Source organism: Streptomyces sp. NPDC046197 (genome assembly GCF_040646295.1).
Lineage (GTDB): Bacteria > Actinomycetota > Actinomycetes > Streptomycetales > Streptomycetaceae > Streptomyces.
On the sequence record NZ_JBEYZY010000025.1, the window covers coordinates 51,977 to 76,896 of the forward strand.

24 protein-coding genes are annotated in these 24,920 nt (G+C 70.4%); 3 read left to right on the forward strand and 21 right to left on the reverse strand.

Annotation, left to right across the window (positions count from 1 at the left end; translation table 11 throughout):
• Positions 1-63: 63 nt before the first annotated feature.
• The 4 genes from AB0A61_RS29155 to AB0A61_RS29170 all read right to left on the reverse strand — a co-directional run bounded on the left by AB0A61_RS29155 (position 64) and on the right by AB0A61_RS29170 (position 2,959).
• Positions 64-492, reverse strand: a complete 429-nt coding sequence (locus tag AB0A61_RS29155; protein WP_361298535.1) for a hypothetical protein — start codon at positions 490-492, stop codon at positions 64-66.
• Between the two features lie 4 nt (positions 493-496).
• Positions 497-883, reverse strand: coding sequence for a roadblock/LC7 domain-containing protein (locus AB0A61_RS29160; protein WP_361298538.1), 387 nt, complete (start codon positions 881-883; stop codon positions 497-499).
• A gap of 42 nt (positions 884-925) precedes the next feature.
• Entirely contained in the window at positions 926-1,825 is a 900-nt protein-coding gene (locus AB0A61_RS29165; RefSeq protein WP_361298541.1) for a MarR family transcriptional regulator, read from the reverse strand.
• Positions 1,826-2,008: 183 nt separating this feature from the next.
• Positions 2,009-2,959 (reverse strand): LysR substrate-binding domain-containing protein, encoded by a 951-nt coding sequence (locus AB0A61_RS29170; RefSeq protein WP_361298544.1) that lies wholly within the window; start codon positions 2,957-2,959, stop codon positions 2,009-2,011.
• 150 nt (positions 2,960-3,109) lie between these two features.
• Here AB0A61_RS29170 and AB0A61_RS29175 point away from each other — a divergent pair, with 150 nt between their 5' ends.
• Both AB0A61_RS29175 and AB0A61_RS29180 read left to right on the forward strand, forming a co-directional pair.
• On the forward strand, positions 3,110-3,664 hold the full coding sequence (locus tag AB0A61_RS29175) for a peroxiredoxin (protein WP_361298547.1): 555 nt from the start codon (positions 3,110-3,112) through the stop codon (positions 3,662-3,664).
• Between the two features lie 2 nt (positions 3,665-3,666).
• A complete protein-coding gene (locus tag AB0A61_RS29180; protein ID WP_361298550.1) occupies positions 3,667-4,200 on the forward strand; it encodes an alkyl hydroperoxide reductase in 534 nt (177 codons plus the stop codon).
• A 91-nt stretch (positions 4,201-4,291) separates the two neighbouring features.
• On the opposite strand, the gene AB0A61_RS29185 is transcribed toward AB0A61_RS29180, so the two are convergent.
• The 7 genes from AB0A61_RS29185 to AB0A61_RS29215 all read right to left on the reverse strand — a co-directional run bounded on the left by AB0A61_RS29185 (position 4,292) and on the right by AB0A61_RS29215 (position 12,972).
• Positions 4,292-5,596 (reverse strand): AI-2E family transporter, encoded by a 1,305-nt coding sequence (locus AB0A61_RS29185; protein WP_361298553.1) that lies wholly within the window; start codon positions 5,594-5,596, stop codon positions 4,292-4,294.
• 125 nt (positions 5,597-5,721) lie between these two features.
• The gene (locus AB0A61_RS29190) at positions 5,722-6,420 is read right to left on the reverse strand and encodes a transglycosylase SLT domain-containing protein (protein WP_361298556.1); all 699 of its coding nucleotides are present in this window, start codon (positions 6,418-6,420) and stop codon (positions 5,722-5,724) included.
• 427 nt (positions 6,421-6,847) lie between these two features.
• Positions 6,848-8,173 carry a PhoH family protein gene (locus AB0A61_RS29195; protein WP_361298559.1) on the reverse strand — a complete coding sequence of 442 codons (1,326 nt, stop codon included), beginning with the start codon at positions 8,171-8,173 and terminating at the stop codon, positions 6,848-6,850.
• A 380-nt stretch (positions 8,174-8,553) separates the two neighbouring features.
• Positions 8,554-9,327, reverse strand: a complete 774-nt coding sequence (locus AB0A61_RS29200; RefSeq protein ID WP_361298562.1) for an isoprenyl transferase — start codon at positions 9,325-9,327, stop codon at positions 8,554-8,556.
• An 832-nt stretch (positions 9,328-10,159) separates the two neighbouring features.
• Complete coding sequence (locus tag AB0A61_RS29205) at positions 10,160-10,948, reverse strand: methyltransferase domain-containing protein (RefSeq protein ID WP_361298565.1); 789 nt, start codon at positions 10,946-10,948, stop codon at positions 10,160-10,162.
• Between the two features lie 234 nt (positions 10,949-11,182).
• Positions 11,183-12,058: an LLM class flavin-dependent oxidoreductase gene (locus tag AB0A61_RS29210; RefSeq protein ID WP_361298568.1), complete on the reverse strand. Its 876-nt coding sequence runs from the start codon at positions 12,056-12,058 to the stop codon at positions 11,183-11,185.
• A gap of 170 nt (positions 12,059-12,228) precedes the next feature.
• Complete coding sequence (locus tag AB0A61_RS29215; RefSeq protein WP_361298571.1) at positions 12,229-12,972, reverse strand: A24 family peptidase; 744 nt, start codon at positions 12,970-12,972, stop codon at positions 12,229-12,231.
• 124 nt (positions 12,973-13,096) lie between these two features.
• Between AB0A61_RS29215 and AB0A61_RS29220 the strand changes: the two genes are divergently transcribed.
• On the forward strand, positions 13,097-13,510 hold the full coding sequence (locus tag AB0A61_RS29220; protein WP_361298574.1) for a DUF192 domain-containing protein: 414 nt from the start codon (positions 13,097-13,099) through the stop codon (positions 13,508-13,510).
• A gap of 118 nt (positions 13,511-13,628) precedes the next feature.
• Here the strand turns inward: AB0A61_RS29220 and AB0A61_RS29225 are convergent, their stop codons facing one another.
• The 10 genes from AB0A61_RS29225 to AB0A61_RS29270 form a co-directional block, all read right to left on the reverse strand.
• On the reverse strand, positions 13,629-14,921 hold the full coding sequence (locus AB0A61_RS29225; protein ID WP_361298577.1) for a hypothetical protein: 1,293 nt from the start codon (positions 14,919-14,921) through the stop codon (positions 13,629-13,631).
• Positions 14,922-14,967: 46 nt separating this feature from the next.
• Positions 14,968-17,529, reverse strand: a complete 2,562-nt coding sequence (locus AB0A61_RS29230) for a hypothetical protein (RefSeq protein ID WP_361298580.1) — start codon at positions 17,527-17,529, stop codon at positions 14,968-14,970.
• 189 nt (positions 17,530-17,718) lie between these two features.
• Positions 17,719-18,372: an OmpA family protein gene (locus tag AB0A61_RS29235; RefSeq protein WP_361298583.1), complete on the reverse strand. Its 654-nt coding sequence runs from the start codon at positions 18,370-18,372 to the stop codon at positions 17,719-17,721.
• An 11-nt stretch (positions 18,373-18,383) separates the two neighbouring features.
• Positions 18,384-18,962, reverse strand: a complete 579-nt coding sequence (locus AB0A61_RS29240; protein ID WP_361298586.1) for a hypothetical protein — start codon at positions 18,960-18,962, stop codon at positions 18,384-18,386.
• Positions 18,963-18,978: 16 nt separating this feature from the next.
• On the reverse strand, positions 18,979-19,602 hold the full coding sequence (locus AB0A61_RS29245) for a pilus assembly protein TadG-related protein (protein WP_361298718.1): 624 nt from the start codon (positions 19,600-19,602) through the stop codon (positions 18,979-18,981).
• On the reverse strand, positions 19,599-19,832 hold the full coding sequence (locus AB0A61_RS29250) for a hypothetical protein (protein ID WP_361298589.1): 234 nt from the start codon (positions 19,830-19,832) through the stop codon (positions 19,599-19,601). Before AB0A61_RS29250 ends, AB0A61_RS29245 begins: the two co-directional genes overlap by 4 nt.
• A 150-nt stretch (positions 19,833-19,982) precedes the next feature.
• Complete coding sequence (locus tag AB0A61_RS29255) at positions 19,983-20,948, reverse strand: response regulator transcription factor (RefSeq protein ID WP_361298592.1); 966 nt, start codon at positions 20,946-20,948, stop codon at positions 19,983-19,985.
• A 51-nt stretch (positions 20,949-20,999) separates the two neighbouring features.
• On the reverse strand, positions 21,000-22,319 hold the full coding sequence (locus AB0A61_RS29260; RefSeq protein WP_361298595.1) for a histidine kinase: 1,320 nt from the start codon (positions 22,317-22,319) through the stop codon (positions 21,000-21,002).
• 708 nt (positions 22,320-23,027) lie between these two features.
• Positions 23,028-23,915 carry a DUF5936 domain-containing protein gene (locus AB0A61_RS29265; RefSeq protein ID WP_361298598.1) on the reverse strand — a complete coding sequence of 296 codons (888 nt, stop codon included), beginning with the start codon at positions 23,913-23,915 and terminating at the stop codon, positions 23,028-23,030.
• Between the two features lie 53 nt (positions 23,916-23,968).
• Positions 23,969-24,910 (reverse strand): type II secretion system F family protein, encoded by a 942-nt coding sequence (locus AB0A61_RS29270; RefSeq protein WP_361298601.1) that lies wholly within the window; start codon positions 24,908-24,910, stop codon positions 23,969-23,971.
• Positions 24,911-24,920 lie beyond the last annotated feature (10 nt).

Genomic DNA, 24,920 nt, shown 5'->3' on the forward strand with positions numbered 1-24,920 from the left:
CGTGCCCCTCGACCGGACCCGTCCGGCCGGCCCCTCCCTTTCCCGGGGAGGGGCCTTTGCCATTCAGAGGGCGTACTCCCGCACCACGCGCCGGACCTGGGCGAAGAGCATGCCCACGTTGACGGACTTGCGGCACACCACCACGGCGACGACGTCCTGCTGCTCGTTCATCCGCACGAACAAGTGCGTCAGGTTGTCGCTGTTGACCAGGATCTCCTGGAAGAAGTGGTTGTCGCCGGAGATCCCGCGGCGCTCCTTGAAGACGTCCTCGATCATCACCACCGTACGGCCCTGGAACAGGTCGAGGGTCGCGCCCGCGAGCAGGTCCAGGACCTCGGGCGGGTGGTTGTCGACGGTCTCGTAGGACAGCAGCATGCCGGTGGCCATGTCGACCACGCCCGAGGCGACGCAGTCGGGGGCGTCGGTGCGCAGGGACTTGACCAGGCCCATCACCTGGTCGGAGAAACCGGGAGTCATACGCTTTGTCGCCATCCCTTCACACTCCCTCGACGGACTTTTCGGTGAGGATCGAGTCGATGCGCCGCAGTGCGGGCTGTGTCGCGTTGTGCAGCCGGTTGATGTCCATGCCCTCGTCCCCGAGCACCACCATCAGGGCGGTGTCACCGACGGCGTAGAAGGCGGCACACCCATGGCTGCCGTACGTCACCGTCTGCCGCAGCACCCCCCGAGCGGTGGCCTCGGTGGTCCGCCGGGCCAGGCCCAGACCGGCCGCCGCGAGCGCGGCGAGCGACTCCGGGTCGATCGACTCGGCGGTGTCGGCGGCGATGAGCAGTCCGTCGGCGGCCGCCAGCGCCGTATCGGTGATTCCGGTCACCTGTTCGCGCAGTCCGCGCATTTCCAGCGCCAGGGCTTTGTGATCCATGTACTCAACTCCCCATGAGCTGATCGTTTTTATTCGCTTTTTTCATTTCGCGGTTCCGTTCCGCAGGCGGAAGAACCCTTTCCAACTCGCCCCGTGCTTTCCCGGGGTGAGCGCTTCGGTGATACCGCTGGCGCCGGGGGTACGGCGCGGCAGGGAAGTGGGGATGGCGATCGGCTCGGACGGCGGTGCGGGCCGCCGCTGCTCCACGACGGGCACCTGCGGCGGCAACCGGACCACGGCCGGCGGGGGTGCTTCGCCGCACTCCAAAAGCCCCTCGGCGAGCATCCGCGCCACTTCGACCGTGACGGCGTAGACCCCGCGCCCGGTACGGAAGGCCAGGTCACGGGCGGTGCTGCGACCGTCGGCCTGCGCGAGCAGCTCCCGCTGCAGGGCGGTGACCGGGCCTTGCGGCACGGCCGCGGCCACCGGCCGTTCCCGCTCGGGCCGGATCGGGTACGGCAGCGCGGCGAGGGCGGCCAGCTTGCGGGCCGCGTCCTGCAGCAGCCGGGTGGGCCCCTCGCCGACGGCGACCGGGGCGAGAGGCTCACCACCGGTGACACGTACACAGTCGTCGACCCGTCCGGCGGCGATGGCGAAGGCCGCGTCGTGCAGCGCCATCGCGCAGACCACCCGGAGCTGGGCGGCGCCCGCGTACCCGCGCGCGACCAGCACGTCCGACGGCCATCGCGCGCCCCCCGACTCCCGCTGCACCTCGGCCCACTGCTCACCGCTGAGCCGGCCCGAGCGCAGCAGCAGGGCCACGGCCCCGGGCGCTCCGGGGCTCTCGGCGGCGACGACGAGCCCGCCCCGCAGATGGAAGCTGCCGCCGGGCCGGCCGGACACCCGCAGTTCCCCGGTGAACCCCTCGCGTGCGCACGCGGTCAGCGCCTGCGCGAGCACGTCGTGGCCGACCCGGCCGAGGGAATCCCCGATGTCCGCCATCACTCCCCTTCATCTGCCGCACATACGCCTGACGCGTCGCACGTTGGGGGAATGTGTATCAGCCGGGAGGCATATGTCGGCCCCGGTATTCCTACCTGCCTCCACCTGACGGAAATTGAAAGACCGAGCGACTCAAAGAGCTGTGTTCGGCGCTCATTTGACCGATTGAAGTCTCCGACGCATTCAGGCGCCGGCACCGACCACCCGTACGGGCAACGGCCGCAGGGCGTCGCGCAGGGCGACCGCCAGCTCCTGGTACTCGGCACCGCGGGCAGCGCCGGCGCGCATGGCGAGGGCGACACGGCGGGACGGGGCGGGCTCGGCGAAGCAGGCCGTGAGGAGCTGGCTGCTGCGGGAGGTCTCGACCTTGAGCGCGGTGCGCGGCAGCAGCGTGCAGCCGAGCCCGCCGGCGACGAGCTGCACGAGCGTGGACAGGCCCGCCGCGGTCGTCGTGACGGGGGCGTCCTCGCGTCCCGCCTCCCGGCAGATGTCGAGCGCCTGGTCGCGCAGGCAGTGCCCCTCGTCGAGCAGCAGCAGGTTCAGCTCCTTCAGCGCCTCGCGCGGGATGCCCTCGCGGCCGCCGAGCCAGTGGTCCAGGGGGGTGACGAGCACGAAGTCCTCGTCGAAGAGGGGGAGTTCGACCACACCGGGCACTCCGAGGGGCACGGCGAGCAGCAGCAGGTCGAGCCGGCCGTCGGCGAGCCCCTCCAGCAGGTTCGCGGTCTGCTCCTCGTGCACCTGCAGGTCGAGGTCGGGGTAGCGGTCCTGGACGAGGCGGAGGACGGTGGGCAGGAGGTACGGCGCCACGGTGGGGATGACACCGAGCCGCAGCGCGCCCGTGAAGGGCGCCCGGACGGCCTCGGCCTCCTCCATGAGGGCCCCGACCTCCTCCAGTACCGCCCTGGCCCGTACGGCGAGCCGCTCACCGGCGGGCGAGAGCAGTACCTTGCGCGTCGTACGCTCCAGGAGGGTGACACCGAGTGTCTCCTCCAGCGCGGACACGGCCCCGGAGAGCGCGGGCTGGCTCATGCCGATGGCCGCCGCCGCATCGCGGAAATGCAGATACTGGGCCACGGCGGCGAAGGCGCGCAGCTGGGCGAGGCTCGGCTGCCTCTTCTTGTTACCCACGGTCATGAGTCGCCCACCATTACTTATAGCTCCCTCCGATCAACGCGACCGAGTATAGCTATTTCCGCAATCAATGCACCCTGTGCCAACATCGACAACGTCCAACCCATGAGAAACACCGCCACAAGCGGTGCTTCTTCGCTGCAAGGAGAGCGTGTGCTCACTGTCGGTGACAAGTTCCCCGAGTTCGAACTGACCGCCTGCGTCTCGCTGGAGAAGGGCAAGGAGTTCGAGCAGATCCACCACAAGTCCTACGAGGGCAAGTGGCTGGTGGTCTTTGCATGGCCCAAGGACTTCACCTTCGTCTGCCCCACCGAGATCGCCGCGTTCGGCAAGCTGAACGACGAGTTCGCCGATCGCGACGCGCAGATCCTCGGCTTCTCCGGCGACTCCGAGTTCGTCCACCACGCCTGGCGCAAGGACCACCCGGACCTGACCGACCTGCCGTTCCCGATGATGGCCGACTCCAAGCACGAGCTGATGCGGGACCTCGGCATCGAGGGCGAGGACGGCTTCGCGCAGCGCGCCGTCTTCGTCGTGGACCCCAACCACGAGATCCAGTTCACGATGGTGACCGCCGGCTCCGTCGGCCGTAACCCGAAGGAGGTCCTGCGGGTCCTGGACGCCCTGCAGACCGACGAGCTGTGCCCGTGCAACTGGAGCAAGGGCGACGAGACGCTCGACCCGGTCAAGCTGCTGGCCGGTGAGTGAGTATGTCGCTCGACTCCCTCAAGGCCGCCGTCCCGGACTACGCCAAGGACCTGAAGCTCAACCTGGGCTCGGTCATCGGCAACTCCGACCTGCCCGCGCAGCAGCTGTGGGGCACGGTCCTGGCGACGGCGATCGCCGCGCGCTCGCCGATCGTCCTGCGTGAGCTGGAGCCGGAGGCGAAGGCGAACCTCACGCCGGAGGCGTACACGGCGGCCAAGTCCGCCGCGGCGATCATGGCGATGAACAACGTGTTCTACCGCACCCGGCACCTGCTGTCGGACCACGAGTACGGCAGCCTGCGCGCCGGACTGCGGATGAACGTCATCGGCAACCCCGGTGTCGACAAGGTCGACTTCGAGCTGTGGTCCTTCGCCGTGTCCGCCATCAACGGCTGCGGCATGTGCCTCGACTCCCACGAACAGGTCCTGCGCAAGGCGGGTCTGGACCGTGAGGTCGTCCAGGAGGCCTTCAAGATCGCCGCGGTGATCCAGGCGGTCGCGACGACGCTGGACGCGGAGGCGGCCCTCGCCGAGTGACTCCGGTCGCGACTTTCCGGGCCCCGTTCACCTCACCGGTGGGCGGGGCCCTTCCGCTTCCCGCCGGCGCTCGCCCGGCACCCGGCGGGGATCAGCCGGACTCCCGCTCGGCCGACACGGCCGGGACTTCGGCAGGTGAGCCGGCCGAGGCCGGCACGGCCAGGCGGCGCGTCTGCTCCTGGGAGTAGGCGCGCAGATAACCCACCACCGTGTTCGTCACCGCCACCAGCGGTACGGCGACGACCGCTCCGCCGATGCCCGCGATCATTCCGCCCGCCGAGACCGACAGCACGACCGCCAGGGGATGGACGCGCACCGCGCGGCCCAGGATGAACGGCTGCAGCACATGCCCCTCGATCTGCTGCACCGCGAGCACCACCACCAGCACCATCACCGCGGTGAAGACGCCGTGGGTGACCAGCGCCACCACTACCGCGAGCGCACCGGACACCACCGCGCCCACCAGCGGGATGAAGGCGAACAGGAAGATGAACACCGCCAGCGGCACGGCCATCGGCACATTCAGGAAGTAGATGCCGAGACCGATGAAGATCGCGTCGATCAGCGCCACTATCACGGTGCCCCGGACGTACGCCGTCAAAGTGCGCCATGCGCGCGGCCCGGCACCCGCGACGCCCGGCCGGGCCGCCGCCGGCACCAGCTTCAGCGTCCACTCCCAGATCCGCCGCCCGTCGTAGAGCAGGAACAGCGTCGAGAAGATGGTCAGCAGGATGCCGGTCAGCGCCTCGACCACGACCGTGACGCCCTCCAGGCCGGCCGACGTTATCTGGTCGGTGTTGGCGCCGATCGCCTCCCGCAGGTTCTTGGCGATCTGGTTGATCTGCTTGTCGGTGACGTGGAAGGGGCTGTGCAGCAGCCACTTGCGCAGCTCGTCGATGCCGTCCTGGATCTGGTTGGACAGCGTGTCGATGTTCTCCATGACCTGCCAGGTGACGAACCACCCGATCAGGCCCATGATGACGAAGCCCAGGATCGCGGTGAGCGCGGTGGCCGGCCCACGGGGCAGTCCATAGCGCCGCAGCCGCGCCACGGTCGGCTGCAGCAGCGCCGTGATGAGCAGCGCGGCGACGAACGCCAGCACCACCAGTTGCACCGCGCTGATGACGCGCATCAGCACCCAGACCGTGCCGGCGAGCACCAGTACCCGCCAGCCCGCCTCCGCGGCCACCCGGACGCCCCACGGCACGGCCTGCGCCGGATCGGGCCGGGCCGGGACGACGGTCACATGGTCGGGAAGGGGCACGGCGTCCGCGGGCGGCGCCGGTTCGGGCTCGGCGTGCTCCTTCTCCACCTCGGCACGGCGCTCGTCCAACCGCTCACCCATTTCGGTCAGTCCGGCGCCGAGCCGGCCGAGCCACCCTGGCACTCGCGACATGATCCGTCCTCTTCCCCCGCCTCTCCCCACCACTCCCCCTGGAGTCGTCCTGTCAGACGCTACACGGCAACAGCCCCTCCCCCTATGACGGGGAGGGGCTGCGCAAGGTTGAGAGCGGCCGGGCCTCAGTAGTTGCCGTTGGCCTGCCAGTACGACCAGGCGTCACACGGGCTGCCGTAGCGCTCGTTCATGTAGCTGAGGCCCCACTTGATCTGGGTGGCCGGGTTGGTCCGCCAGTCGGCACCGGCGGACGACATCTTGGAGGCGGGCAGGGCCTGGACGAGGCCGAACGCGCCGGAGGAGGCGTTGACCGCCTGGTAGTTCCAGGTCGACTCGCGCTCCACGATGTTGCTGAAGCACTGGAACTGGCCGCTCGGCACGATCTGCCGCGCGATCGCCTGCACCTGCGCGACGCTGTACGAGCTCTGGACGGGGAAGCTGGAGGCGTCCCGGGGCGCGGAGCGGCTGGCCGCCTGCTTGAGTTCCTCGCGCTTCTTGGCTTCGTCCGCCGCCTTCTGCGCCGCCTCCTTCTTGGCGATCGCGGTCTCGGCGGCCGCCTTGCGGGCGGCTGCTTCCGCGTCCTTCTTCGCGGTGGCGTCCGCGGCGATGGCCTGCGCGTCGGCCTGCTGCGCGAGGGAGGCGGTCTGCACCTGGGCCTGCTGGCCCGCGGGTATGTCCGCAAGAAGCGTCGCGTCGGCTGCCGTCGCTTCGGCGTCGTTGTTCTGCGCTGCGGTGCTGCCCGAGGCAACGCCGACGACGCTTCCGACAGCGGTGACCGCGGTGGCCGAGGCCACTGCGAATCCCCGGACCGAGATCCGGCTCACACGGTTTCCTTCCAGCATCGCCCGCTTCGGTGACCCTGGCGGACGCAATCGTGCCCCTGACACTGGCCTCCCAACTGCGGGGTCACGGGAGGCGCGGGCCCGGTGGGCAACTCCCGTCACGGGAGCGCCGCGTGGTGCTCGGGCGGCATACGGAGACGCTATGGAGTTGGCGTGTTGCTCATGTGGTGCTGTACCGCTGGGGGTACAGGTGTTCCGTATGCGGGGCCTGACAGGAGTGAGACTCTGCCGTAACCGGACCACGCAAGGCAATTCCGAGTCGGGTGTGAAAGCTCACATCCTGTTTGACCCCTGGGATTTCCTGAAACCTGCGCACGCGAAGGCGCCGCCCGGCTAGGCTCAGGCCTTTGCCGGACGGCGCCAACTCACGCGTAACCGCCTCCAGATGGGGCGGTAAGGGCGGATCGGATCAGATGTGCCCGTCCTCCAGCATTTCGGTCACAAGGGCCGCGATCTGGGACCTCTCGGACCGGGTCAGCGTCACGTGCGCGAAAAGCGGATGCCCCTTCAGTTTCTCCACGACGGCCACGACACCGTCGTAGCGGCCGACCCGCAAGTTGTCCCTTTGCGCCACATCATGGGTCAGAACGACCCGCGAATTGGCGCCAATCCGGGACAGAACGGTCAGCAGGACATTCCGTTCGAGGGACTGCGCCTCGTCCACGATCACGAACGCGTCGTGCAGCGAGCGGCCGCGGATGTGGGTCAGCGGGAGGACCTCCAGCATCCCGCGCGCGGTGACCTCCTCGATGACCTCGCGGCTGGTGACCGCGGAGAGGGTGTCGAAGACCGCCTGCGCCCAGGGGCTCATCTTCTCCGCCTCGGTCCCGGGCAGATAACCGAGCTCCTGCCCGCCGACCGCGTACAGCGGACGGAAGACCATCACCTTCTGGTGCTGACGGCGCTCCAGAACCGCCTCGAGACCCGCGCACAGCGCCAGCGCCGACTTACCGGTGCCGGCCCGGCCGCCCATCGACACGATTCCGACATCCGGGTCGAGCAGCAGGTCCAGCGCGATGCGCTGCTCCGCGCTGCGGCCCTTGATGCCGAACGCCTCCCGGTCGCCGCGCACCAGGCGGACGTTGCCCTCGGGGGTGACCCGTCCCAGCGCCTTGCCACGCTCCGACTGGATCGTCAGGCCGGTGTGCACGGGCATGTCGGAGACTTCCGGCACATGGACGTGGCCGTCCTCGAAGAGGATGTCCACCTGCTCCGCGGACAGGGTCAGTTCGGACATACCGGTCCAGCCGGAGGCGTCCGTGATGGCGAGTTCCGCGCGGTACTCCTCGGCCAGGAGACCGACGGAGGAGGCCTTGATGCGCAGCGGCAGGTCCTTCGAGACGACGGTGACGTCGTACCCCTCGGCCTGCAGATTACGGGCGACCGCGAGGATGCGCGAGTCGTTGTCCCCCAGGCGGTAGCCGGTGGGCAGCACGCTGGGGTCCGAGTGGTTGAGCTCGACCCGCAGCGTCCCGCCGAGGTCTCCGATCGGGATGGGGGCGTCCAGACGGCCGTGGCGGACCCGGTAGTCGTCGAGCAGGCGCAGGGCCTGCCGGGCGAAGTAGCCGAGTTCGGGATGGTGCCGCTTCGCCTCCAGCTCCGTGACCACGACGACCGGGAGCACGACCTCGTGCTCGTCGAAGCGGCTCAAAGCATTCGGGTCGGCCAGCAGGACGCTGGTGTCGAGAACATAGGTGCGCCGGTCTGGCTTGTGGCGCTTTGTGCTGGTCACCACGGAAGGACGTACCCCCTCGGATGAGGTCGGGGAGCGACGAGAAGGAGCTGGACCGGTCGACGGCCCCCGCGCACGGCGGGCCGAGAACCGGCCCTCCGCCTCTTCGTCCGCGCTGTGACCGCACGGTCGGGCTGGTGCAAAGGGCCTCCCGGGCGGACGGCCCCGAGCCGCCCGCTGAGATCCGACACCCGTGGTTCGGGTGTCGACCTGTCTGGCTTATGCCCTCGAACATGCGCTGCCATGCAAATTCATGGGGCGGCGCGCTGGTGAACTCCGCGTTACATCCGCCTCGAACGGGGTAAACGGGGACCTTTCCGAAGCACCCCGGAAGGGCGCGTACGCCTGCAGCCGAGTGTGCGTACGTCCGCCGAAACGGCCGGTCAGCCGCCGTAGCGGCGGTGGCGGGCCGCGTAGTCGCGCAGGGCGCGCAGGAAGTCGACCTTGCGGAAGGCCGGCCAGAAGACCTCACAGAAGTAGTACTCGGAATGGGCGGTCTGCCACAGCATGAAACCGGACAGCCGCTGCTCTCCACTGGTGCGGATCACCAGATCGGGGTCGGGCTGGTCACCCGTGTAGAGGTGCCGGCCGATCATGTCGACGTCGACGGCCTCGGCGAGGTCGTCCATAGCGATGCCCCGGTCATGGGCGTCGGCCAGCATGGAGCGGACCGCGTCGGCGATTTCCTGGCGGCCGCCGTAGCCGATGGCGACGTTGACCAGTATGCCGTCGACGTGGGCGGTGGCCTCCTCGGCCTCCTTGAGCGCGGTCTGCATCGGCGAGGGCAGCAGGTCCGTGGTGCCGACGTGGTGCACCCGCCAGCGCCCGTCGGCGGCCAGGGAGCGCACGACGTCCTCGATGATGCCGAGGAGGGGGCCGAGTTCGTCCTGGGGGCGGTCGAAGTTGTCCGTGGACAGCAGCCAGAGGGTGACGACCTCGACGTCCGTCTCGGAGCACCAGCCGAGGAACTCCTCGATCTTGTCCGCGCCGGCCCGGTGGCCCTGGGCGGTGGTGGAACCCGCGGCCTTCGCCCAGCGGCGGTTGCCATCCATGATGACGCCGATGTGCTTGGGCACCTGAGCGTGGTCCAGGTGACCTTCCACCCGGCGTGCGTACAGCCTGACCAGCAGGCCGCGCAGCTTGTCGCGCAGGTTCACGTGTTCGTCAGCCCCTCCGTATGGATCGGACAGGCGCGGCCGGGGGCGGTCCCTGTCCGTGCGGCGGCCTCGTCCGTATGGCGGTCCCCGGGGGCGAAGCCTACCCCCGACGGGTCAACAGCCCCCAACGCGTGCCTCGACCGACGGGGCGACAACCCCAACGGGTGCCCCGATGCGCCCGGTTGCAGCAGTTCCGGGCCGCCGCGGCCGCACAAAGAAACGGGCCGGTCCGTGGGGGGGAGACGGACCGGCCCGAGGGGGGGCTTCCACCATAACCCTTCGTAAGTGATGATGCGTGCATTGGCGGGACACAACTACTCTCCGAAACCGTCCGGCAACGCGTCGAGCGGGTTGGAAGCCGCCATTCCGGGCCTGACCATGGCCGGATCACAGCGGATTCCAAGGAAGAACGGCCGGGAGGTGGCGAGATCCACGGGATGTGGGCCATCTTGGGGAGCAATCGGCGAGTTGCTTCCGGATCCCCCTCAGGGGCGACCCGTCCACACACGCCCGCTTGACGCCGAGGGCGGCTCCACCTCGGCCGTCCGGGTGACGGACGGATGCCGCCGACCGGGGTACGGCGCCGCGCAGCCCCCTCCACTGCGCGATGCCATCCGCGTGGCTTTGCTCACGCGAATTACCTTGGTCTGAACTTACGTGAGGGCGGTCGCGTCACGCGAGCGGCTGACGATAACAATGTGGACACCGTGATCCGGAGGTACTGAGCCCGCGCCGCCCGAGGCGTCGGTTCCCGGTCATACCTGGCCGGTACGCCGTCCGGCGGGTAGTCGGCCCGAGGTTCGGGCCTCGGGCTTGCGCGCGTCGAGGAGGGTCAGGCCTCGGGCTTGCGCGCGTCGAAGAGGTGGCGGGTGCTGTGCGCGACGAAGGGTCCGTGCGCCTCGATCCGCTCGTGCAGGGCGCGGAGTCGGGGCTCGTACGCCTCGACCGTGAAGCCGGGGACCATCCAGACCACCTTGCGCAGGAAGTGGACGACGGCGCCGATGTCGTGGAACTCCATGCGGAGGCGTTCGGCACGCAGGTCGGCGATCCGCAGCCCGGCGGCCTCGGCGTCGGCACGCTCCCGGTCGGGGTGACGGGCGTTGCGCACCTCCTCGGACTGCGGCCCCAGGAAGTACTCGACGAGTTCGAAGGCGCTGTGCGGCCCGACGTGCTGGGCGAAGTAGGCACCGCCGGGCTCCAGGACGCGGACGATCTCGTGCCAGTGCGGGCGGACCGGGTGCCGGCTGACGACGAGGTCGAAGGTCCCGTCGGCGAACGGCAGCGGCGCGTCCTCGGCGGAGGCGACGACCGCGACTCCGCGGGGGCGCAGCAGGGCGGTGGCCTTGGCCACGTTCGGCGGCCAGCCCTCGGTGGCGGCGAGGAGGGCGGGGGTCGCGGGCGCGCGGCCGAGGGCGAAGTCGAGGACCTCCCCGCCCCCGGTCTGCACGTCGAGCACGGCGCGCGCACCGGCCAGCCGCCCGGCCAACGACACGGCGTACCCCCACGAGGGCCGCGCCTCGGTGGCCCGCCCCTCGAACCAGGAGAAGTCCCACCCCTCGGTGGGGGTGGCGGTCGCTTCGGCGACGAGGTCTTCGAAGGAGGGGTGGGGGGTGCTTGGCATGGGGGTGGTCTTCTTCTGGGTGGGGGTGGTGTTCGGGGCGGTGGTTGGGGGTCGGGGATCGGAGGGCGGTGGTTGGGGGTCGGGGATCGGAGGTCGGTGGTTGGGGATCTGGGGTCGGTGGTTGGGGATCTGGGGTCGGTGGTTGGGGATCGATGTCGGGTGTCGGGGCTCGTTGGTCGCGTGGCGGAGGTCCGGGTCCCGGCTCCAGCGGGTTCCGGTTGCGGCCGACCCCGGTCAGCGCACCAGTGGTCGTACCTCCTGTGCGGTGAAGCGTATGAAGCCCTCGGGGTCCGGTTCGTCGCCCGTCGGCTGAAGGATCACCGTGTCGGCGCCGGCGTCGGCGAGGTCCGCGACGGCCTTGGCGACGGTGGCGGCGTCTCCGGCGACACCCAGGTCCGGGACCTCGGACAGTCCCTCGGCTGCCAACTCCGCGCGCAGGCGGGCCTCGGCGTCGGGGCCGGTGGCGGTCAGCAGGTGGGCGACGACGCGGTGGGTGTCGTCGGTGCGGTCGGCGGACTCGCGGCCCTCGGCGATGAGCCGACAGGCCCGGCGTACGCCGTCCGGGGGCGTGGCCGCGGTGAGGATCGTGCCGTCGGCCGCCTCACCGGACAGGCGCAGCGTGCGCGGACCGGTGGCGCCGGTCAGGATCTCCACCGCACCGTCCGGCGGCCAGTCCAGGGCAACGTCGTCCAGACGGACGTACCGGCCCTGCGTCGTGACCCGCTCCCCGCGCAGCAGGGCCCGCAACGCGGCGAGGTGCTCGCGCAGCAGGGTGAGCGGGGACTCGGCCCTCGCCCCGACCTGGCCCATCCAGTCCTGCACACCGTGCCCGACGCCGAGGACCGCGCGCCCGGGGAACATCCGGTGCAGTGTGGCAGCCTCCATCGCGGTGACGGCGACGTTCCGCAGCGGCACCGGCAGCAGACCCACGCCGACCCGCACCCGCTCGGTCCAGGCGAGCGTGGCGGCCGCCGTCGAGATCCCGCCCTCCCGGAAGCAGTCCTCCCACAGCCACAACTCCTCCAGGCCTGTGCTGTCGGCGAGGCGGGCCACCGCCCGCAGTCGCTCGGGGGGCAGTTGGGGGCGGAACACGGCGCCAAGTCCTGTCATGAGGACTTCCTACCGAGCGGGCACATGAAGAACAACCGAATTACCACGCCGCCGACTTGACCTGCCGAACAGCCGACGCCCCCGGCAGACTCGGCGCACCCTGCACGCCCTCCCCGCATGCCCTGCGCGCCCCGCAGGCCCTGCACGCCCGTCAGGCCCTGTGCGTCGTCTCACCCGGCGGCGAGCGCCCCCAGCAGCAACCCCGTGAGGGCCCCTCCGACCATGAACGGCCCCAGCGGGATGGTCGACTTGCGCCCCGCCCGGCGCAAGACCACCAGCCCCATGCCGTACACGGCGCCGTAGAGGAGCCCGGCGAAGGCGCCCGTGACCAGGACCGGCCAGCCGTACCAGCCGAGGGCCGCCCCGAGGGCGAGCGCGAGTTTGACGTCGCCGAAGCCCATCCCGGCGCGGTTGACGAGAAAGAGCACGAAGTACGCGGCACCGAGGGCGAGTCCGCCGAGCAGCGCGGTCGGCCATGAGCCCGCGGCGGTGGGGAGCAGGGCCGCGACGCCGAGCAGCGCGACGGTCGCGGCGGCGAGCGGCAGCGTCAGGACGTCCGGGAGCCGGTGCACCCGGCGGTCCACGAGTGCCAGCAGTACGGCGACGGGCGCGGTGAGCAGCCAGACCACGGCCTCGGGACGGGGTCCGGTGGCCGCCGCGAGCGCGGCGCAGACGAGGGCGGTCACCGCGGCCACGGCCCGGGTGCTCGGTCCGTACGTTCCGCACGCCGTGGTGTCCGTGCAGCGGGCCCGGCCCACCCAGCCCCCGAACGCCCCGGTGATCGGGTGTCCGCCGGGGCACTCGTCGCACCACGGCTCGTCGGCGTCGACCGACAACCGGTGGGCGGCACGCGGCAGCAGCAGTCCGGCGCCCACGCCCCACAGGGTCGCCACGACGATCAGGAGTACGCGCACGCCGGGACCCTACGGCCGGGACGCCCGTTCCGGCATGGGCCCGTGGGCCCATGTGGGGCCCACTGTGGCGCGGATACGGTCGGTCCGGCACGGGAACGCGTCGGAACGGGAGGGCGGTTCGGGCATGGGGCGACGCTGGCGCGACGGGCGGGGCAGACTGGTCGTGCCCGGGAACGGAGACGGGAAGGGGAACGGGAAGGGGAAGGGGAACGGGAACGGGTCGACGCCCGCGGCGACGGTCCCCCTGGAACTGGCGACGTCGTACCGGGCCCGTACGAAAGGCCTGCTGGGCCGCGACTCGCTCGACGGCGCGATCCTGCTCTCCCCCGCCAACAGCGTGCACACCTTCCGCATGCGCTTCGCCATAGACGTCGCCTACCTCGACCGCGACCTCACGGTCCTCACCGTCCGCACCATGAACCCGGGCCGCCTGGGCCTGCCCCGCCTCCGCTCCCGCCACGTACTGGAGGCGGAGGCGGGAGCGATGGCGGGGTGGGGGCTGCGGGCGGGGGTGCGGGTGACGGTGGAGCCGGGGTAGCGAACACTGGGCAGCAGCCGGGGAGGATCAGCCGCCCTCCAGGTCGACGACCGGCCGAGCAGAGCGTCGACGTCGGCGAAGGCCCGGGCCGACTCGAACGGCTCGCCGATGCGGGCGGTCACAGCGCGGCCTGCCGGCGCACCTGCGGCGGAAGCGTCGGGTCGGCGGCGATGCGGGCGAGAGCCTCACGGCTGCGCGGCACGGTGTCATGCCAGCGGAGCAAACTCACGGCCTGCTCCGCAGCCAGGCCGCACCGCACGTACCGCTCGGCGAGTTCCATCGCCCACGGCGTGACGAGAGCGTCGTCGTCGACGTACATGCCGAGCCAGGTGAACACCTCGCCGGCCATCCAGCCGCCGATCCATGTCACCCACTGCCGTACGAGCCGCGTGCCCTCCTCGCTGTCAGGATCCTGCGGCACGCCGGGGATGCCGAGCAGCGCGCACTCCCGCAGCGCCTCGGACATCCGTTCCCTGGTGACCAGGCGGGCGTAGGGCATGAAGTCCCACATGACCTTGCGGACCTCGAGCCAGCCGGGCGACTCCTCGTCCTCGTCCCCGCTCCAGACGGGATCGGGGACCGGTTCACGCAACGGCTCGGCCGGCGCGAGGGCCTGGAGGACCGCCCGCGCGCGAGCGATGTTCTCCTCGCTCTCCGGCAGATCCGCCGGCCAGCGGAATCCGGCGCCCCAGCTGTAGGGAAGTTCTCGTACGGCTGGAGGCAGCAGGGGTTCCTCTCCCTGTGCCGGTTGCCGCGCGCGAGCCCGGTAGCCGGGGCGACGGAGCCGCACGAGCGTTTCCCGTGCCCATGAGCGGCTGTCCTCACCGGCCCTTGCTTCTCGTACGACTCGTAGCAGCGCCTGCTCACCGTAGGGTGCGCCGAGGGCGTGCAGCAGATCCACCGCTTGGCGAGGAGCGAGCCCGCTGTCGACGCAACGCTCGGCCACCGCCGCGACGCCTGACGCGTCGTGCGTCTCCTGTTGCAGCCACCGCAGTACGTCATGGGCCCACTGGGAGAGTACGTGGCGGGCCGAGAGCCGGCAGATCAGGTCGATGTGCTCCTCGAGCCACCAATCCGGAACCGCCGGCTCAGCCGTCCGCGCCCACTCCTCGAGTACCGAGGCAACACCCTCGCGGGTGAACTCTTCGGTTGTCGGCATGGTCCGAGCGAGCAGTTGCCGGGTTTCCCGACGGATGCGGTCGAAGAGCTCCCAGGACTCGTCGTTCCAGACGCCGCCCTCCGTGGGAACCGGCGGGGTGGACAGGGCAGTCCTCAGCGCTTCAAGAGCGGCCTGCTCGTTCGCTTCCGTGTGCTCGAGTTCCTCGAGTCTCCGTGTCCGTTCCCCGGTCAGGTCGGACCACGGCAGAGGCAGTTGGCGCATGCTCTCGGGCAGCAGATGGTGTGCGGTCACAGCCCGGCCGCTCCGTTCCGGTCGTCGTCCGCTCGCCCGCTCTGCATCACGAAACACCCAGGTACTCCATCGCGGTCTTCGGATCCTTCATCTTGCCCGAGTTCCGAGCCGCCTGCTTCTCGGCCTCCGTCTTCCTGTTCCACGCGTCGTTCATCGCCTTGAGCTGCCGAGGCGAGATGTCCTGCCCGGCAACGCGGAGATCGAGCCCGTTGTCGGCCAGGGTCTCCGCCGGCGTGCCGGGAGGAAACTCTCCGGTCTTCTTGTCCTTCTGGAATCCGTCGAAGACCTTGTCCCAGCCCTGCTGCGTCTCGATCTCGTAGCGCGCCCTCCGGCCCGGGTACGCCTGCTGCCAGTCGGCCAGCCTTCTGGCCTGGGCGCGTATGGAGGCCTGCGTGGCAGCCTGGCCGGTGTTCTTGACCTCAACGACGTGAAGGTTGCCGTCCTTACCCTTGTAGACGACGTCGGCGTCGTCTATGGCGCTGAGATCGGCGGTGGTTCCGTCCCCCAGGTCCACTGCCTTGCGGCCCTTCTTCGCGCCGACCCCGGCATAGACCTTGGTGCCCTCGGCGGCCTCGTCCGCAGCTCGCCTCGCCGCCTTGACCTCCGCCATGGCCTCAGCCAGTTGATGCCGGTTGCCGGCTTTGAGTACGGGACCACCGAGCGAGCCACGGCTCTGACTGTCGATGCTCCTTGTCTTCAGCATGTCCGAGAGGTCCTTGAGCGACTGAGCGAGTTCTTCCTTGCCGATCTCGCCCTTGCTCAGGTCCGGGTGGTCCTTGGCCTTGGCCACCAGGTCGTCGATCTTGTTCTCGTCGAGCTGGAACCTGTCGCCCTTGGGCGTCTTCTGCTTGTCCTTGGCTTCCGCGATCGTCTTTTTGACCTCGTCCGCAGCCTGCTGCAGGTCCACGCCGGCGGCCGCCCGCTCCGCCTCGTCCGCCTGCTTGCGTGCCTCCTCGGCGGCCTTCTTGGCGTTCTCGTCGCAGCCGTCGTCGGCGAGGAGCACGTAAGGCGCGGAGGGGCCGGCGGCCAGGACGGTGGTGTTCGTGCCGGGGGAGCCGGTGAGGGGGGCGGGGGTCCCATCGCGTGGGCCGTCGCCGTACGGGGTCCTGCGGGCCGGGGCGGAGATGGTGCAGCCGGACTGCCTGGCCTTCCTCTCGGCCTCGTCGGCCGCCTCGTCCGCTTCCTTGGCCGCCTTCTCGGCGCCTTCGACGTCACCGGCCTTGGCGGCCTTCCTGGCGTCCTCGGCCGCCTTGCCCGCCTTCTCCGCGAGCTCGCCCAGCTTTCCGAGCTTGCCGAGTTTGCCCAGTTCGCCGACCTTCTCGACGACCTTGGCGCCGTCGTAGCCGGGGATGAAGAGGGAGCCGACGTTCCAGAGGACGTGGGTGACCGCGCGGGTCTTGTCGCCGCCCTTCCAGTCCTTGGCGACGTCGTCGCCGACGAACAGGTCGTACAGGACGGTCCCGCCGGTCTTCAGCGAGGCGCCGCCCCAGTCCAGGACGGCGCCGAAGTAGTCGCCGTCGGACCACTTCTTCCCGGCGTTCCTGGAGTTCCTCAGCCAGTCGTCGCCGAGGTGTTTGCCGTAGTCGCCGATGCCCTTGAGGGTGTTCAGGGGGTGGCGGACCATGCCGTAGATGCCGGTGACGTCGCCCCATACGCCGTCGACGAAGAGGCCCTGGCCGACCTGCTTGACCTGGTTGCCGGCGCAGCCGAAGAAGGCGCCGAATCCGGAGAAACAGCCGTCGTCCTTCTTCTGCGCGCTGCCGTTGTCGCTCTTGCCGTCGCCGGTGGGGTTGGTGGCGTTGGGGTTGGTGGCGTTGGGGTTGGTGGCGTTGGGGTTGGTGGCGTTGGGGTTGGTGGCGTTGGGGTTGGTCCCGGTCGGATTGGTGCCGGTCGGATTGGTGCCGGTGGAACTGGTGCCGGTGGAACTGGTGCCGGTGGCGTTGGTGTCTTTGTCGTCGCTGCCCGCCGGGGCCGGGCAGCCCATACCGACGACCTTGCAGACCTGGGCCTCTATGCCCCCGTATATCTGCGTGCCGAGGCCACTGACCACCAGCGCGGTGACCAGGGCGGCGACGAGGGCGACCAGGCCGGCGTACTCGACCGCGGTCTGCCCCTCGTCCCGCCGTCGGCGGATCATCCGGCCGACGGAGAAGGGGCGGCGCTCGGCCCGGTCCGGCTCCGGCAACTCGTACCACTCGCGGCTCTCCGGCCGGCGCAGGAAGCAGAGGATGAGGACCGGCAGGAAGAGCTGGATGCCACCGCGTGCGGAGCCGGCGGTGAGATTGGCGAGGGCGCCGAGGATCAGCCAGACCTGCACGCCGATCAGCCCGCGTCTGACCCGGACCCCGCCCTGCCAGGTCCGGCGGGCCAGCCACCACCCGAGGACGCCGGGGGCGGCCGCGTACGCGACGAGGGCGAGCACCTCGCCGTCGAGGGAGTCGTACGAGGAGGCGGTGAGCAACAGCCCGACCCCACCGAGCAGGGTGGCGACGAGCAGCGCGTGCACGAGCACCAGGGCCACGGACAGCGACGGGGGCATCTCCCGGCGGCCCCCGCGCCCGGACGACCACGCCCCCTCGAACTCCGGCACTCCCCCGACCGAGGCCATGCTCCCTCCCCCACCTTGGCGCACAACTTCGCCAGAGGTTAGGAAGGGACCGCCTGCCCGGCATGGGCCCGTGGGCCCAAATGGACGCCCAATCCCCGCTGCCCGCACGGAGTTACGCCGGGCGTCCTCTGCGGGCGTCCTGCCCCGGGCTCACCGCCCACGGGTCCGTCGGCGTCTCGGTCCGCCCCTTCAGCTTGTGGAGCGCGGGAAGGTGACCTCGACGCGGCGGTTCTTCTTGCGGCCGTCCTCGGTGGAGTTGTCTGCGATGGGGTACTGCTCGGCGTAGCCGCGGACGTCGAAGGTGACGTTCGGGTCGTTCAGCTCCTGGGAGAGGACGTCCTGGACCGCGTTGGCGCGCTGCTTGGACAGGACGACGCCGTGCTCGTGGGTGCCGAGGTTGTCCGTGAACCCGAAGACGCGGACCTGGGTCGCCCTCTGTTTCTTGATCTCCTCCGCGATGGCCTGGATACGGGACTTCGCCTCGTCGCTCAGCTTCGCGCTGTCCTTGGGGAACAGCACCTCGGCCTGGAGCGCGAACGTCACGTCCGTGTTGGTGTCCTCCCGGCGCTCCTCTCCACCCTGGTCCTCCACGACCGACTTGATGTCGAGGACCTTGGGGGCGGCGAGAGTGGCGCCCTCGGGCAGTTTCAGGTCCGGGTCCTTCGGGTCGATCTTCACGGGCGCGGACGCGGAGGCCTCGGTACCCGGGGGGACGCTGGGTCCGCCGTCGGCATGGGCGGTGGGAGTGGCGTAGAGGGTGGTGGTGGCGATGAGGGTGGCTGTGGTGAGGGCGACGGCGAGGCGTGGGGCTCGGATGGCCCTGCTGGTTCGGGTGTGCGTCATCACCGGCCGCCTCAACCGGAGATCTTGATGGTGGCGATGGCGAAGCCCGGAAGCTGGAATTCGACTTCGCTTGTGCTGACTGGAGGAGACGGGAACTGCATGAAGACGGGGATGGACTCGCCGGCCTTCAGGGAGGGGAGCCCCGTGGTTGTCAGGGGGCGACCATCTGTGTCGCGCAACACGTAGTAGCGCTTCTTGCCATTTGAGTCCACAAGCGTGGCGCCACCGAGTGAGCTGCCATTCCTGATGATCTCGGTTTCGTTGCCACTGAGGTTGGACGGAATGATGACACTGCCGCCACCATCGTTCTTAATGGTGGCGTTCACAGTGACGAATCCGCCTGAGTCCCGCTTGGCGGATTCGATACGAAGGAGCAAGCTATTGGGGCCCTTCAGTTCAGCCAACGGCTGATCGGACTGGCCTTCCTGAGCACTCGGCTTGGAACCACGACCCTGGGAGGCGGAGGCCGGAGTGTCCGACTTCTTACCGTCACCACCGCCACCGCAACCGGCTACACCAAGAGCCAACCCGGTCGCCACGGTCAACGCGACCACGCCCCTGCGGACCTTCGCAGTGAACCGAATGCTCATCGCTCTGCTTCCTTCTTCACTCGTCGTTCGCTTGTCGGTCGGCCAGATGGACGTCGAAAAGGTCCTCGGGTCCAGGGAGATGGGTGAGGTCGTCCGGTTTCGGATCCCATTTCTTGCCTTTGCACGTCAGCTGGGGCAGTGCCTTACTTCCGGCGTCGGCGCCGGGAAGCTTGAACTTGCAGCGGGATTCGATCACAGCCGTGGCGGATGCCTTGGACCTTCGATCCGCCGTGCCCGGAACGACGGAATCTCCCATGGGTTTGTCTGTCTGCACAGAAACCGTGTAGCCCAGCGGCGTCAGTGTGGGTTGGCACCCGCCCGGCTCCACGTGCGCGTCATTCCGAGAGGCAAGCTCGTTCGCACGCCAGCAGCCGTCCAACACCACACCCTCACCGTCGAAGATGGCCTGCCACTTGGTGGGCTCGAGTACGGACTTCGCCCACTCACCTGCCAGCTTGTTCCGGGTGTTCTGAGCCGCCGCCAGTGCGGCCGCGTCGGCCGCCGTCTCAGCGCCGTTTCTGTTCACGGCAGCCTGGCCGACCGCAAAGTAGGCGAGCGCAAGAAAGAGCAGGCCCCCCACCACCGTGATGTAGATGGGGAAGGCCTGCCCTGCATCGCCGTACTTGCGGAATCGCGTCAGGGAGCGACTTTGGCGACCTGCGCCTTGATCTTGTCGAGGATGGTCTGGCCGATGTCCGTCCCCGTAATCGCCAGCACGATCGCCACCACCACCGCAATGATCCCCAGATACTCCACCGCGGTCTGCCCCCTGTCGTCCGCGCGGCGGCGCATCGCCTCGGCTGTCGTGTTCTTCCAGCCGTTCACGCGGATCTTGGTCGCAACCGCCGTCTTCAGCATCAGGTCGCTCATCGTGTTCCCCTCCAGGCTCGGTGTCGGTGCCGCTCGCGACACGGGCAACGTACGGCGGGAGACGCCGTAGGCCGGAGGGCCCCTGGGCCCAATCCCGGGCCCAAAGAGGGAGCCGACCGTTCTTGCTCCGCACACTCGCCACGGCTCACCTCACCCCAGCCCTCGCGCCGAACCCGGTGCCGTGCCGAGCCACTTGGCGGCGGCTTCCGCTCGGCTGGTGCTGTGGAGTTTGGCGAAGATGCGGTTGATGTGGTTCTTGACCGTCTTCTCGCTGATGAAGCAGGTGGCGGCGATCTGCTGGTTCGTCATGCCGGACGCGATGAGGTCCATGATCTCCGCCTCCCTGGTACTGAGTTGGAACCGCGACCTGTCGACGGCGGCCGGACGGCCGCCTGTCCACCCAGACGAGGACTGTCCCACATCTGGTTGCACTTGCGAAAGGTTTTCTGAAGAAATAGCCGATGACGGGAAGGCGTCGAGGCCGAATCCGCCTGACTGGTAAGGGTTTTCCTGAGGTTGACTCCTTGGCGGCGGGCAGCCAGCAGTGTGTGCAGTCGCACCTCCCAGCCCTTCGGGCAGTGGTCCGCCCGACGGCCCCTGCCGCTGACGCAGCTGGTCCAGCAGGGCGCCCGCTGCCGTGGGGGTGAAGTGGGCCCGTCCCTCCCTGATGTTCCGCACGGCGCTGACCAGTTCGTCCGCCGTGAACTCGCCGTGCACCAGGTAGCCGCCCGCACCGCGCCGCAGGGCCTCCTGGACGATCTCCGACTCGCGGCTGTAGGTCAGCATCAAGACCGGCGCGATCCGGACCAGGTACGGCAGCGCCGAGATGCCGTCCACACCCGGCATGCGGACGTCGAGCAGCACGACGTCCGGGCGGTGGTGGTGTGCTGCCTCCCAGGCCGCGCGGCCGTCGGCGGCCTCCGCCACCACCGTGATGTCCTCGCGCCCGGAGAGCAGGACGGTCAGTCCGGCCCGCACCACGGGGTTGTCGTCCGCCACGACGACCCGCAGGGGCCCGGAGGGGGCCGTCCGAGGGAAGTTCTCGAAGGGGTTCGGGGGTGAGGACTGCTGGGGGCCGGGGTACGGGGCCGGGGTCGGCGTCGTCGGGTCCGGCATCTGCGGCCTCCTCTCGGGTCGTAGGGAGTACGTGGGCGGCATAAGCATGTGTCAGGCGGCCGGTGTCGTCAGGGCGGCCAACGGCAGTTCCAGGCGAACCTCGGTGCCCCGCGGGTGGGCGCCGCGGCCGATGCGGATGCGGGCGCCGACCGAGGCCGCCCGCTCGACCATGCCTACCAGGCCGAAGTGGCCCGCTCGGCGCAGTTGTTCGAGGGTGGTACCCGGCGGCAGGCCGCGGCCGTCGTCGTACACGCTGATGCGGAGCAGGTCGCCGTGGACGCCGGCGCTGACGTCGACGCGGCTCGGCCCGGCATGACGGTGGGCGTTCTCCATCGCCTCCGAGGCGATCGTGAGGAGCTGGCGGGCCACCGCGGGCGGGACGGGCGGGACACCGTGTTCGCCCGTGGGGTGGTAGACGGCGGGCAGGCCGGTGCGGGTGCTGAAGTCGCGGGTGCGGGCGGCCAGCTCTACGAGGACGTCGGTGCCGTGGCCGGGGTCGTTCTCGCGGCGCAGGTCCGCCAGGAGTTCGCGGGCCTCCGCAGCGGCCCTGCGGGCCGAACGGGCGACCAGTTCCGCTTGCTGTTTCACCAGCGCCGGGTCCATGCGGCCGGCGCCTGCCGAGCCCGCCAGGCCGTCCGCCGCCAGGGCCACGCCGTGCAGAGTCTTGGCCACCGAGTCGTGCATCTCGCGTGCCAGGCGGGCGCGTTCGGCGCCGACCGCCTCGGTGACGGCGAGGCGGGCCTGGACCGTGGTGAGGGCCTGGGTGGCCTCGCCGAAGCGGAGCATGAGGTTGCGCAGGGTGGAGCCCATGGCACCCGCGACGACGCAGAGGCCGGGCAGCAGTAACGCCTGGGCCAGCCCGGCGTGCGGGTGTTTCGAGGCCGTGTGGACCAGCAGGAGGATCAGCGACTGCAGAGAGGCGAAGGCGGCGGCGCCGCGCCAGCCGTAGACGAGGCCGGCCAGGAGGGGGGTGCAGACGCTGACGTAGGCCAGGGGCGTGTCGGGGCCCGCGGCGACCAGCAGCAGGGAACCGAACAGGGTGTCCACCACCAGCAGGGACGGGTGGCGCAGGAGGACGGGGCCGAACCGTTCCCAGTCCCTGAAGAGGACGTAGGAGCCCATGAAGGTGACGACCACGGCGGCGCTGACCAGACGGGTGGCCAGGCCTGGGGCCGCGTGCAGGAGAGCGGCGGGGGAGGCCAGGGCGATCATCGCCAGGCGGAAGCCGAAGACCTGGCGGCACAGGGCCTGGAGCGCGTTGATCTGAATGGCCGTTGTCGTCTCGGGTGCGGAGGCCTCCTGCGGGGGGCGTCCACCGTCGGCGGCGGCGGCCGAGTGCCCGGGAGGCGGTTCACCGGCGGTCTGCCCCACGGCGGCCTGCCCTCCGGCAGCACGCCCCACGGGGGCCTGGCCCTCGGCAGCACACCGCACGGGAGCCTGCCCCTCGCCGACACGCACTACAGGTGTCTGCCCCTCGCCGGCACGCCCCACGGGGGCCTGGCCCTCGCCGGCACGCACTACAGGTGTCTGCCCCTCGGCAGCACGCCCAACGGCGGCCTGCCCCCCAGGGGCCTGCCCCCCGAACGACTGCCGAACCCCGCCCGACCGCCCAGCCCACGCCCAGGACCCGCACCGAGCCCGCGGCACGCCCTCGCCCCCCGGCACGCCTTCGCCCCGAGGCACGGCGCCACCCCGCGCCACAGCATCGCCCCGAGGCACGCCCCCACCCCGCGCCACGGCCCCACCCCGAGCCAAGCCCTCGCCCCGCGACACACCCCCGCTCCCCGGCGAACGTCCCGTCTGCGCCCCGGCCTGCGCCCCCGTCTGCACCCCCGTCGCCCCACCTCCCCCGCCCCGCGGATCCGCCTGCTGCGATACCCCGGGCAGGGGCGCGTCCGCCGGTTCCCAGCCCGGGGGCAGGGCCGGGGTCACCGACGTCACGGGGATGTTGGGCGCGCCCGTACGGACGTGGGCGGGCAGCACCGTGCCCGCCGGCGGAGTGGTGATCTCCGGGGCCTTCGGGCGGCGGCGCAGCAGCCCAGTGCGTTCCTTCGTCGTCGCCATGTCCGTCGTAGCCCCCTACTTGCCCGTGATGGAGCCGAAGTCCACGCCGGAGCCGAGGATGAGGCCCGCGCCGAGGAGAATCATCGTGGCCGGGACCATGAAGGTGGTGATCATCACGGTGGCCTTGGGGACGGCGCGGGCGGCCTTGCGGCGGGCGTTCTGCGCGTCCGTGCGGCGCATGTCCTTGGCCAGGGCCACCAGCGTGTCGACGATGGGCGCGCCCAGTTCCTCGCCCTGCTGCAGGGCGGTCACGAACATGGCCACCTGCTCGGAGTCGTTGCGGCGGCGCAGTTCGGCGAAGGCCTGCCGGCGGCTCATCCCCAGGTCCATCTGGCGCAGGGTGATGCGCAGTTCGTCCGCCCAGGGACCCTCGTACTTCGACGCCACCCGGTCCAGGGCCTGGCGGAAGCCCAGGCCCGCGCTCACCACGACCGCCAGGACGTCCAGGAAGTCGGGCAGCGTCCGTTCGATCTCGTCCTTGCGGATGCGGATCGCCGACCAGATGCCGACCTCGGTCCACAGCGCGCCGAAGGCGAAGAGGAGCAGGGCCACGAAGATGTTGCCCCGCATCAGGAACACCAGGCCGCCCAGGCCGCCGAGGAAGCCGTAGACGGCGCGCCGGGCGGCGTAGCGGTCGATCGTCAGACCGCCCGGGTTGCCCGCCAGGTCGATCTTGCGTCGGTACTTGGCGACCAGCTTGGGACCCATCAGGCGCAGCACGGCGGGGGCGTAGCGCATGCCGAGGCGGTCGATCAGCGAGTCCACCGCTCCGGTGCGGGTCGCGCCCACCTCCAGGGCCAGCGCGAGGTCGCCGGGCAGCTTGGCGTCGGCCCGGTACATGCGGATGCCGGCGAAGATGCCCCAGACGCTGAGGCCCATCACGAGGGCGAGCAGGAGTGCCATCGCGGCCGCGCCTCCTTCCGTGAGCGTTCCATGGGCGTTCTGTGCACAGTGACTCAGACGTCGATGCGGGACAGGCGGCGGATCAGGATGAATCCGACCGCGTACAGCGCCAACGCGATGATCACGGCTGCCTGGCCGACCGGGGAGCCCGTCATACGGTCCAGGGCGCCCGCCTTGACGCCGTTCATGAGGAACAGCGCGCCCACGCCCAGCACCGGCACCGCGTACGACGTCATGTTGACCTGGGACAGCTGGGTGCGGACCTCGCGGCGGGTCTCCTTGCGTTCCTCCAGGGTCTCGGTGAGGTTGCGCAGGGCGCTGACCACCTGGCCGCCCGCCCGGTTCGACAGGACCAGGGTGGTGACCAGGACGACCAGTTCGCGGGACGGGAGGCGGTCGGCCAGCTCGCCCAGCGCGTCGTCCATCGAGGCGCCCAGCGCGAGCTGGTGGGCCACCTTGGCCAGTTCCTCGCCGGCCGGGGCCTCCAGTTCCTCCGCCGCCATGCCGATCGCGGTACGCAGGGCGAGACCCGCCTGGGTCGCGTTGGCGAGGATACGGGCCAGCTCGGGGAGTTGGTTGATGAACTTCTCGATGCGCTTCTGCCGCTGCCAGTTGAGGAACTGCACCGCCGCCCAGATGCCCAGCAGCCCCGCGATGGGCCCGAAGAAGGGCGCCAGGGAGGCCTGGCCGATCAGCCACAAGGCGGCCACGGTGGCGAGTATGTAGACGAAGAACTCACCCGGTGTCACGTCCAGGCCGGTGGCGGCCAGCCGCAGTTCCAGCTTCCTGCCCGGCGTCGTACGCCGCAGCCGGCGGTCGAGGTTGCGGAAGCGGCGCCTGCGGCCCACCGCGGTCTGGCCGGTCTGCGAGAGCCGGTCGACGAGCGCCGCCCGCTGTGCCCTGCCCATGGCGTAGGCGTGCAGGCCCATGACGGCCAGGACGCAGGTGAGCAGGGTGACGCCGGTGGTGAGCGTGACGAGGGTTTGCAGTTCCATGGGGGCGGTC

What these genes read in the sequence shown, in the direction of transcription:
- AB0A61_RS29155 (WP_361298535.1), bottom strand. Translation starts at nt 492, where the DNA reads ATGGCGACAAAGCGTATGACTCCCGGTTTCTCCGACCAGGTGATGGGC.
- AB0A61_RS29235 (WP_361298583.1), bottom strand. Translation starts at nt 18,372, where the DNA reads ATGACGCACACCCGAACCAGCAGGGCCATCCGAGCCCCACGCCTCGCC.
- AB0A61_RS29170 (WP_361298544.1), bottom strand. Translation starts at nt 2,959, where the DNA reads ATGACCGTGGGTAACAAGAAGAGGCAGCCGAGCCTCGCCCAGCTGCGC.
- AB0A61_RS29230 (WP_361298580.1), bottom strand. Translation starts at nt 17,529, where the DNA reads ATGGCCTCGGTCGGGGGAGTGCCGGAGTTCGAGGGGGCGTGGTCGTCC.
- AB0A61_RS29240 (WP_361298586.1), bottom strand. Translation starts at nt 18,962, where the DNA reads ATGAGCATTCGGTTCACTGCGAAGGTCCGCAGGGGCGTGGTCGCGTTG.
- AB0A61_RS29180 (WP_361298550.1), top strand. Translation starts at nt 3,667, where the DNA reads ATGTCGCTCGACTCCCTCAAGGCCGCCGTCCCGGACTACGCCAAGGAC.
- AB0A61_RS29165 (WP_361298541.1), bottom strand. Translation starts at nt 1,825, where the DNA reads ATGGCGGACATCGGGGATTCCCTCGGCCGGGTCGGCCACGACGTGCTC.
- AB0A61_RS29220 (WP_361298574.1), top strand. Translation starts at nt 13,097, where the DNA reads ATGGGGCGACGCTGGCGCGACGGGCGGGGCAGACTGGTCGTGCCCGGG.
- AB0A61_RS29250 (WP_361298589.1), bottom strand. Translation starts at nt 19,832, where the DNA reads ATGAGCGACCTGATGCTGAAGACGGCGGTTGCGACCAAGATCCGCGTG.
- AB0A61_RS29205 (WP_361298565.1), bottom strand. Translation starts at nt 10,948, where the DNA reads ATGCCAAGCACCCCCCACCCCTCCTTCGAAGACCTCGTCGCCGAAGCG.
- AB0A61_RS29255 (WP_361298592.1), bottom strand. Translation starts at nt 20,948, where the DNA reads ATGCCGGACCCGACGACGCCGACCCCGGCCCCGTACCCCGGCCCCCAG.
- AB0A61_RS29160 (WP_361298538.1), bottom strand. Translation starts at nt 883, where the DNA reads ATGGATCACAAAGCCCTGGCGCTGGAAATGCGCGGACTGCGCGAACAG.
- AB0A61_RS29270 (WP_361298601.1), bottom strand. Translation starts at nt 24,910, where the DNA reads ATGGAACTGCAAACCCTCGTCACGCTCACCACCGGCGTCACCCTGCTC.
- AB0A61_RS29265 (WP_361298598.1), bottom strand. Translation starts at nt 23,915, where the DNA reads ATGGCACTCCTGCTCGCCCTCGTGATGGGCCTCAGCGTCTGGGGCATC.
- AB0A61_RS29185 (WP_361298553.1), bottom strand. Translation starts at nt 5,596, where the DNA reads ATGTCGCGAGTGCCAGGGTGGCTCGGCCGGCTCGGCGCCGGACTGACC.
- AB0A61_RS29210 (WP_361298568.1), bottom strand. Translation starts at nt 12,058, where the DNA reads ATGACAGGACTTGGCGCCGTGTTCCGCCCCCAACTGCCCCCCGAGCGA.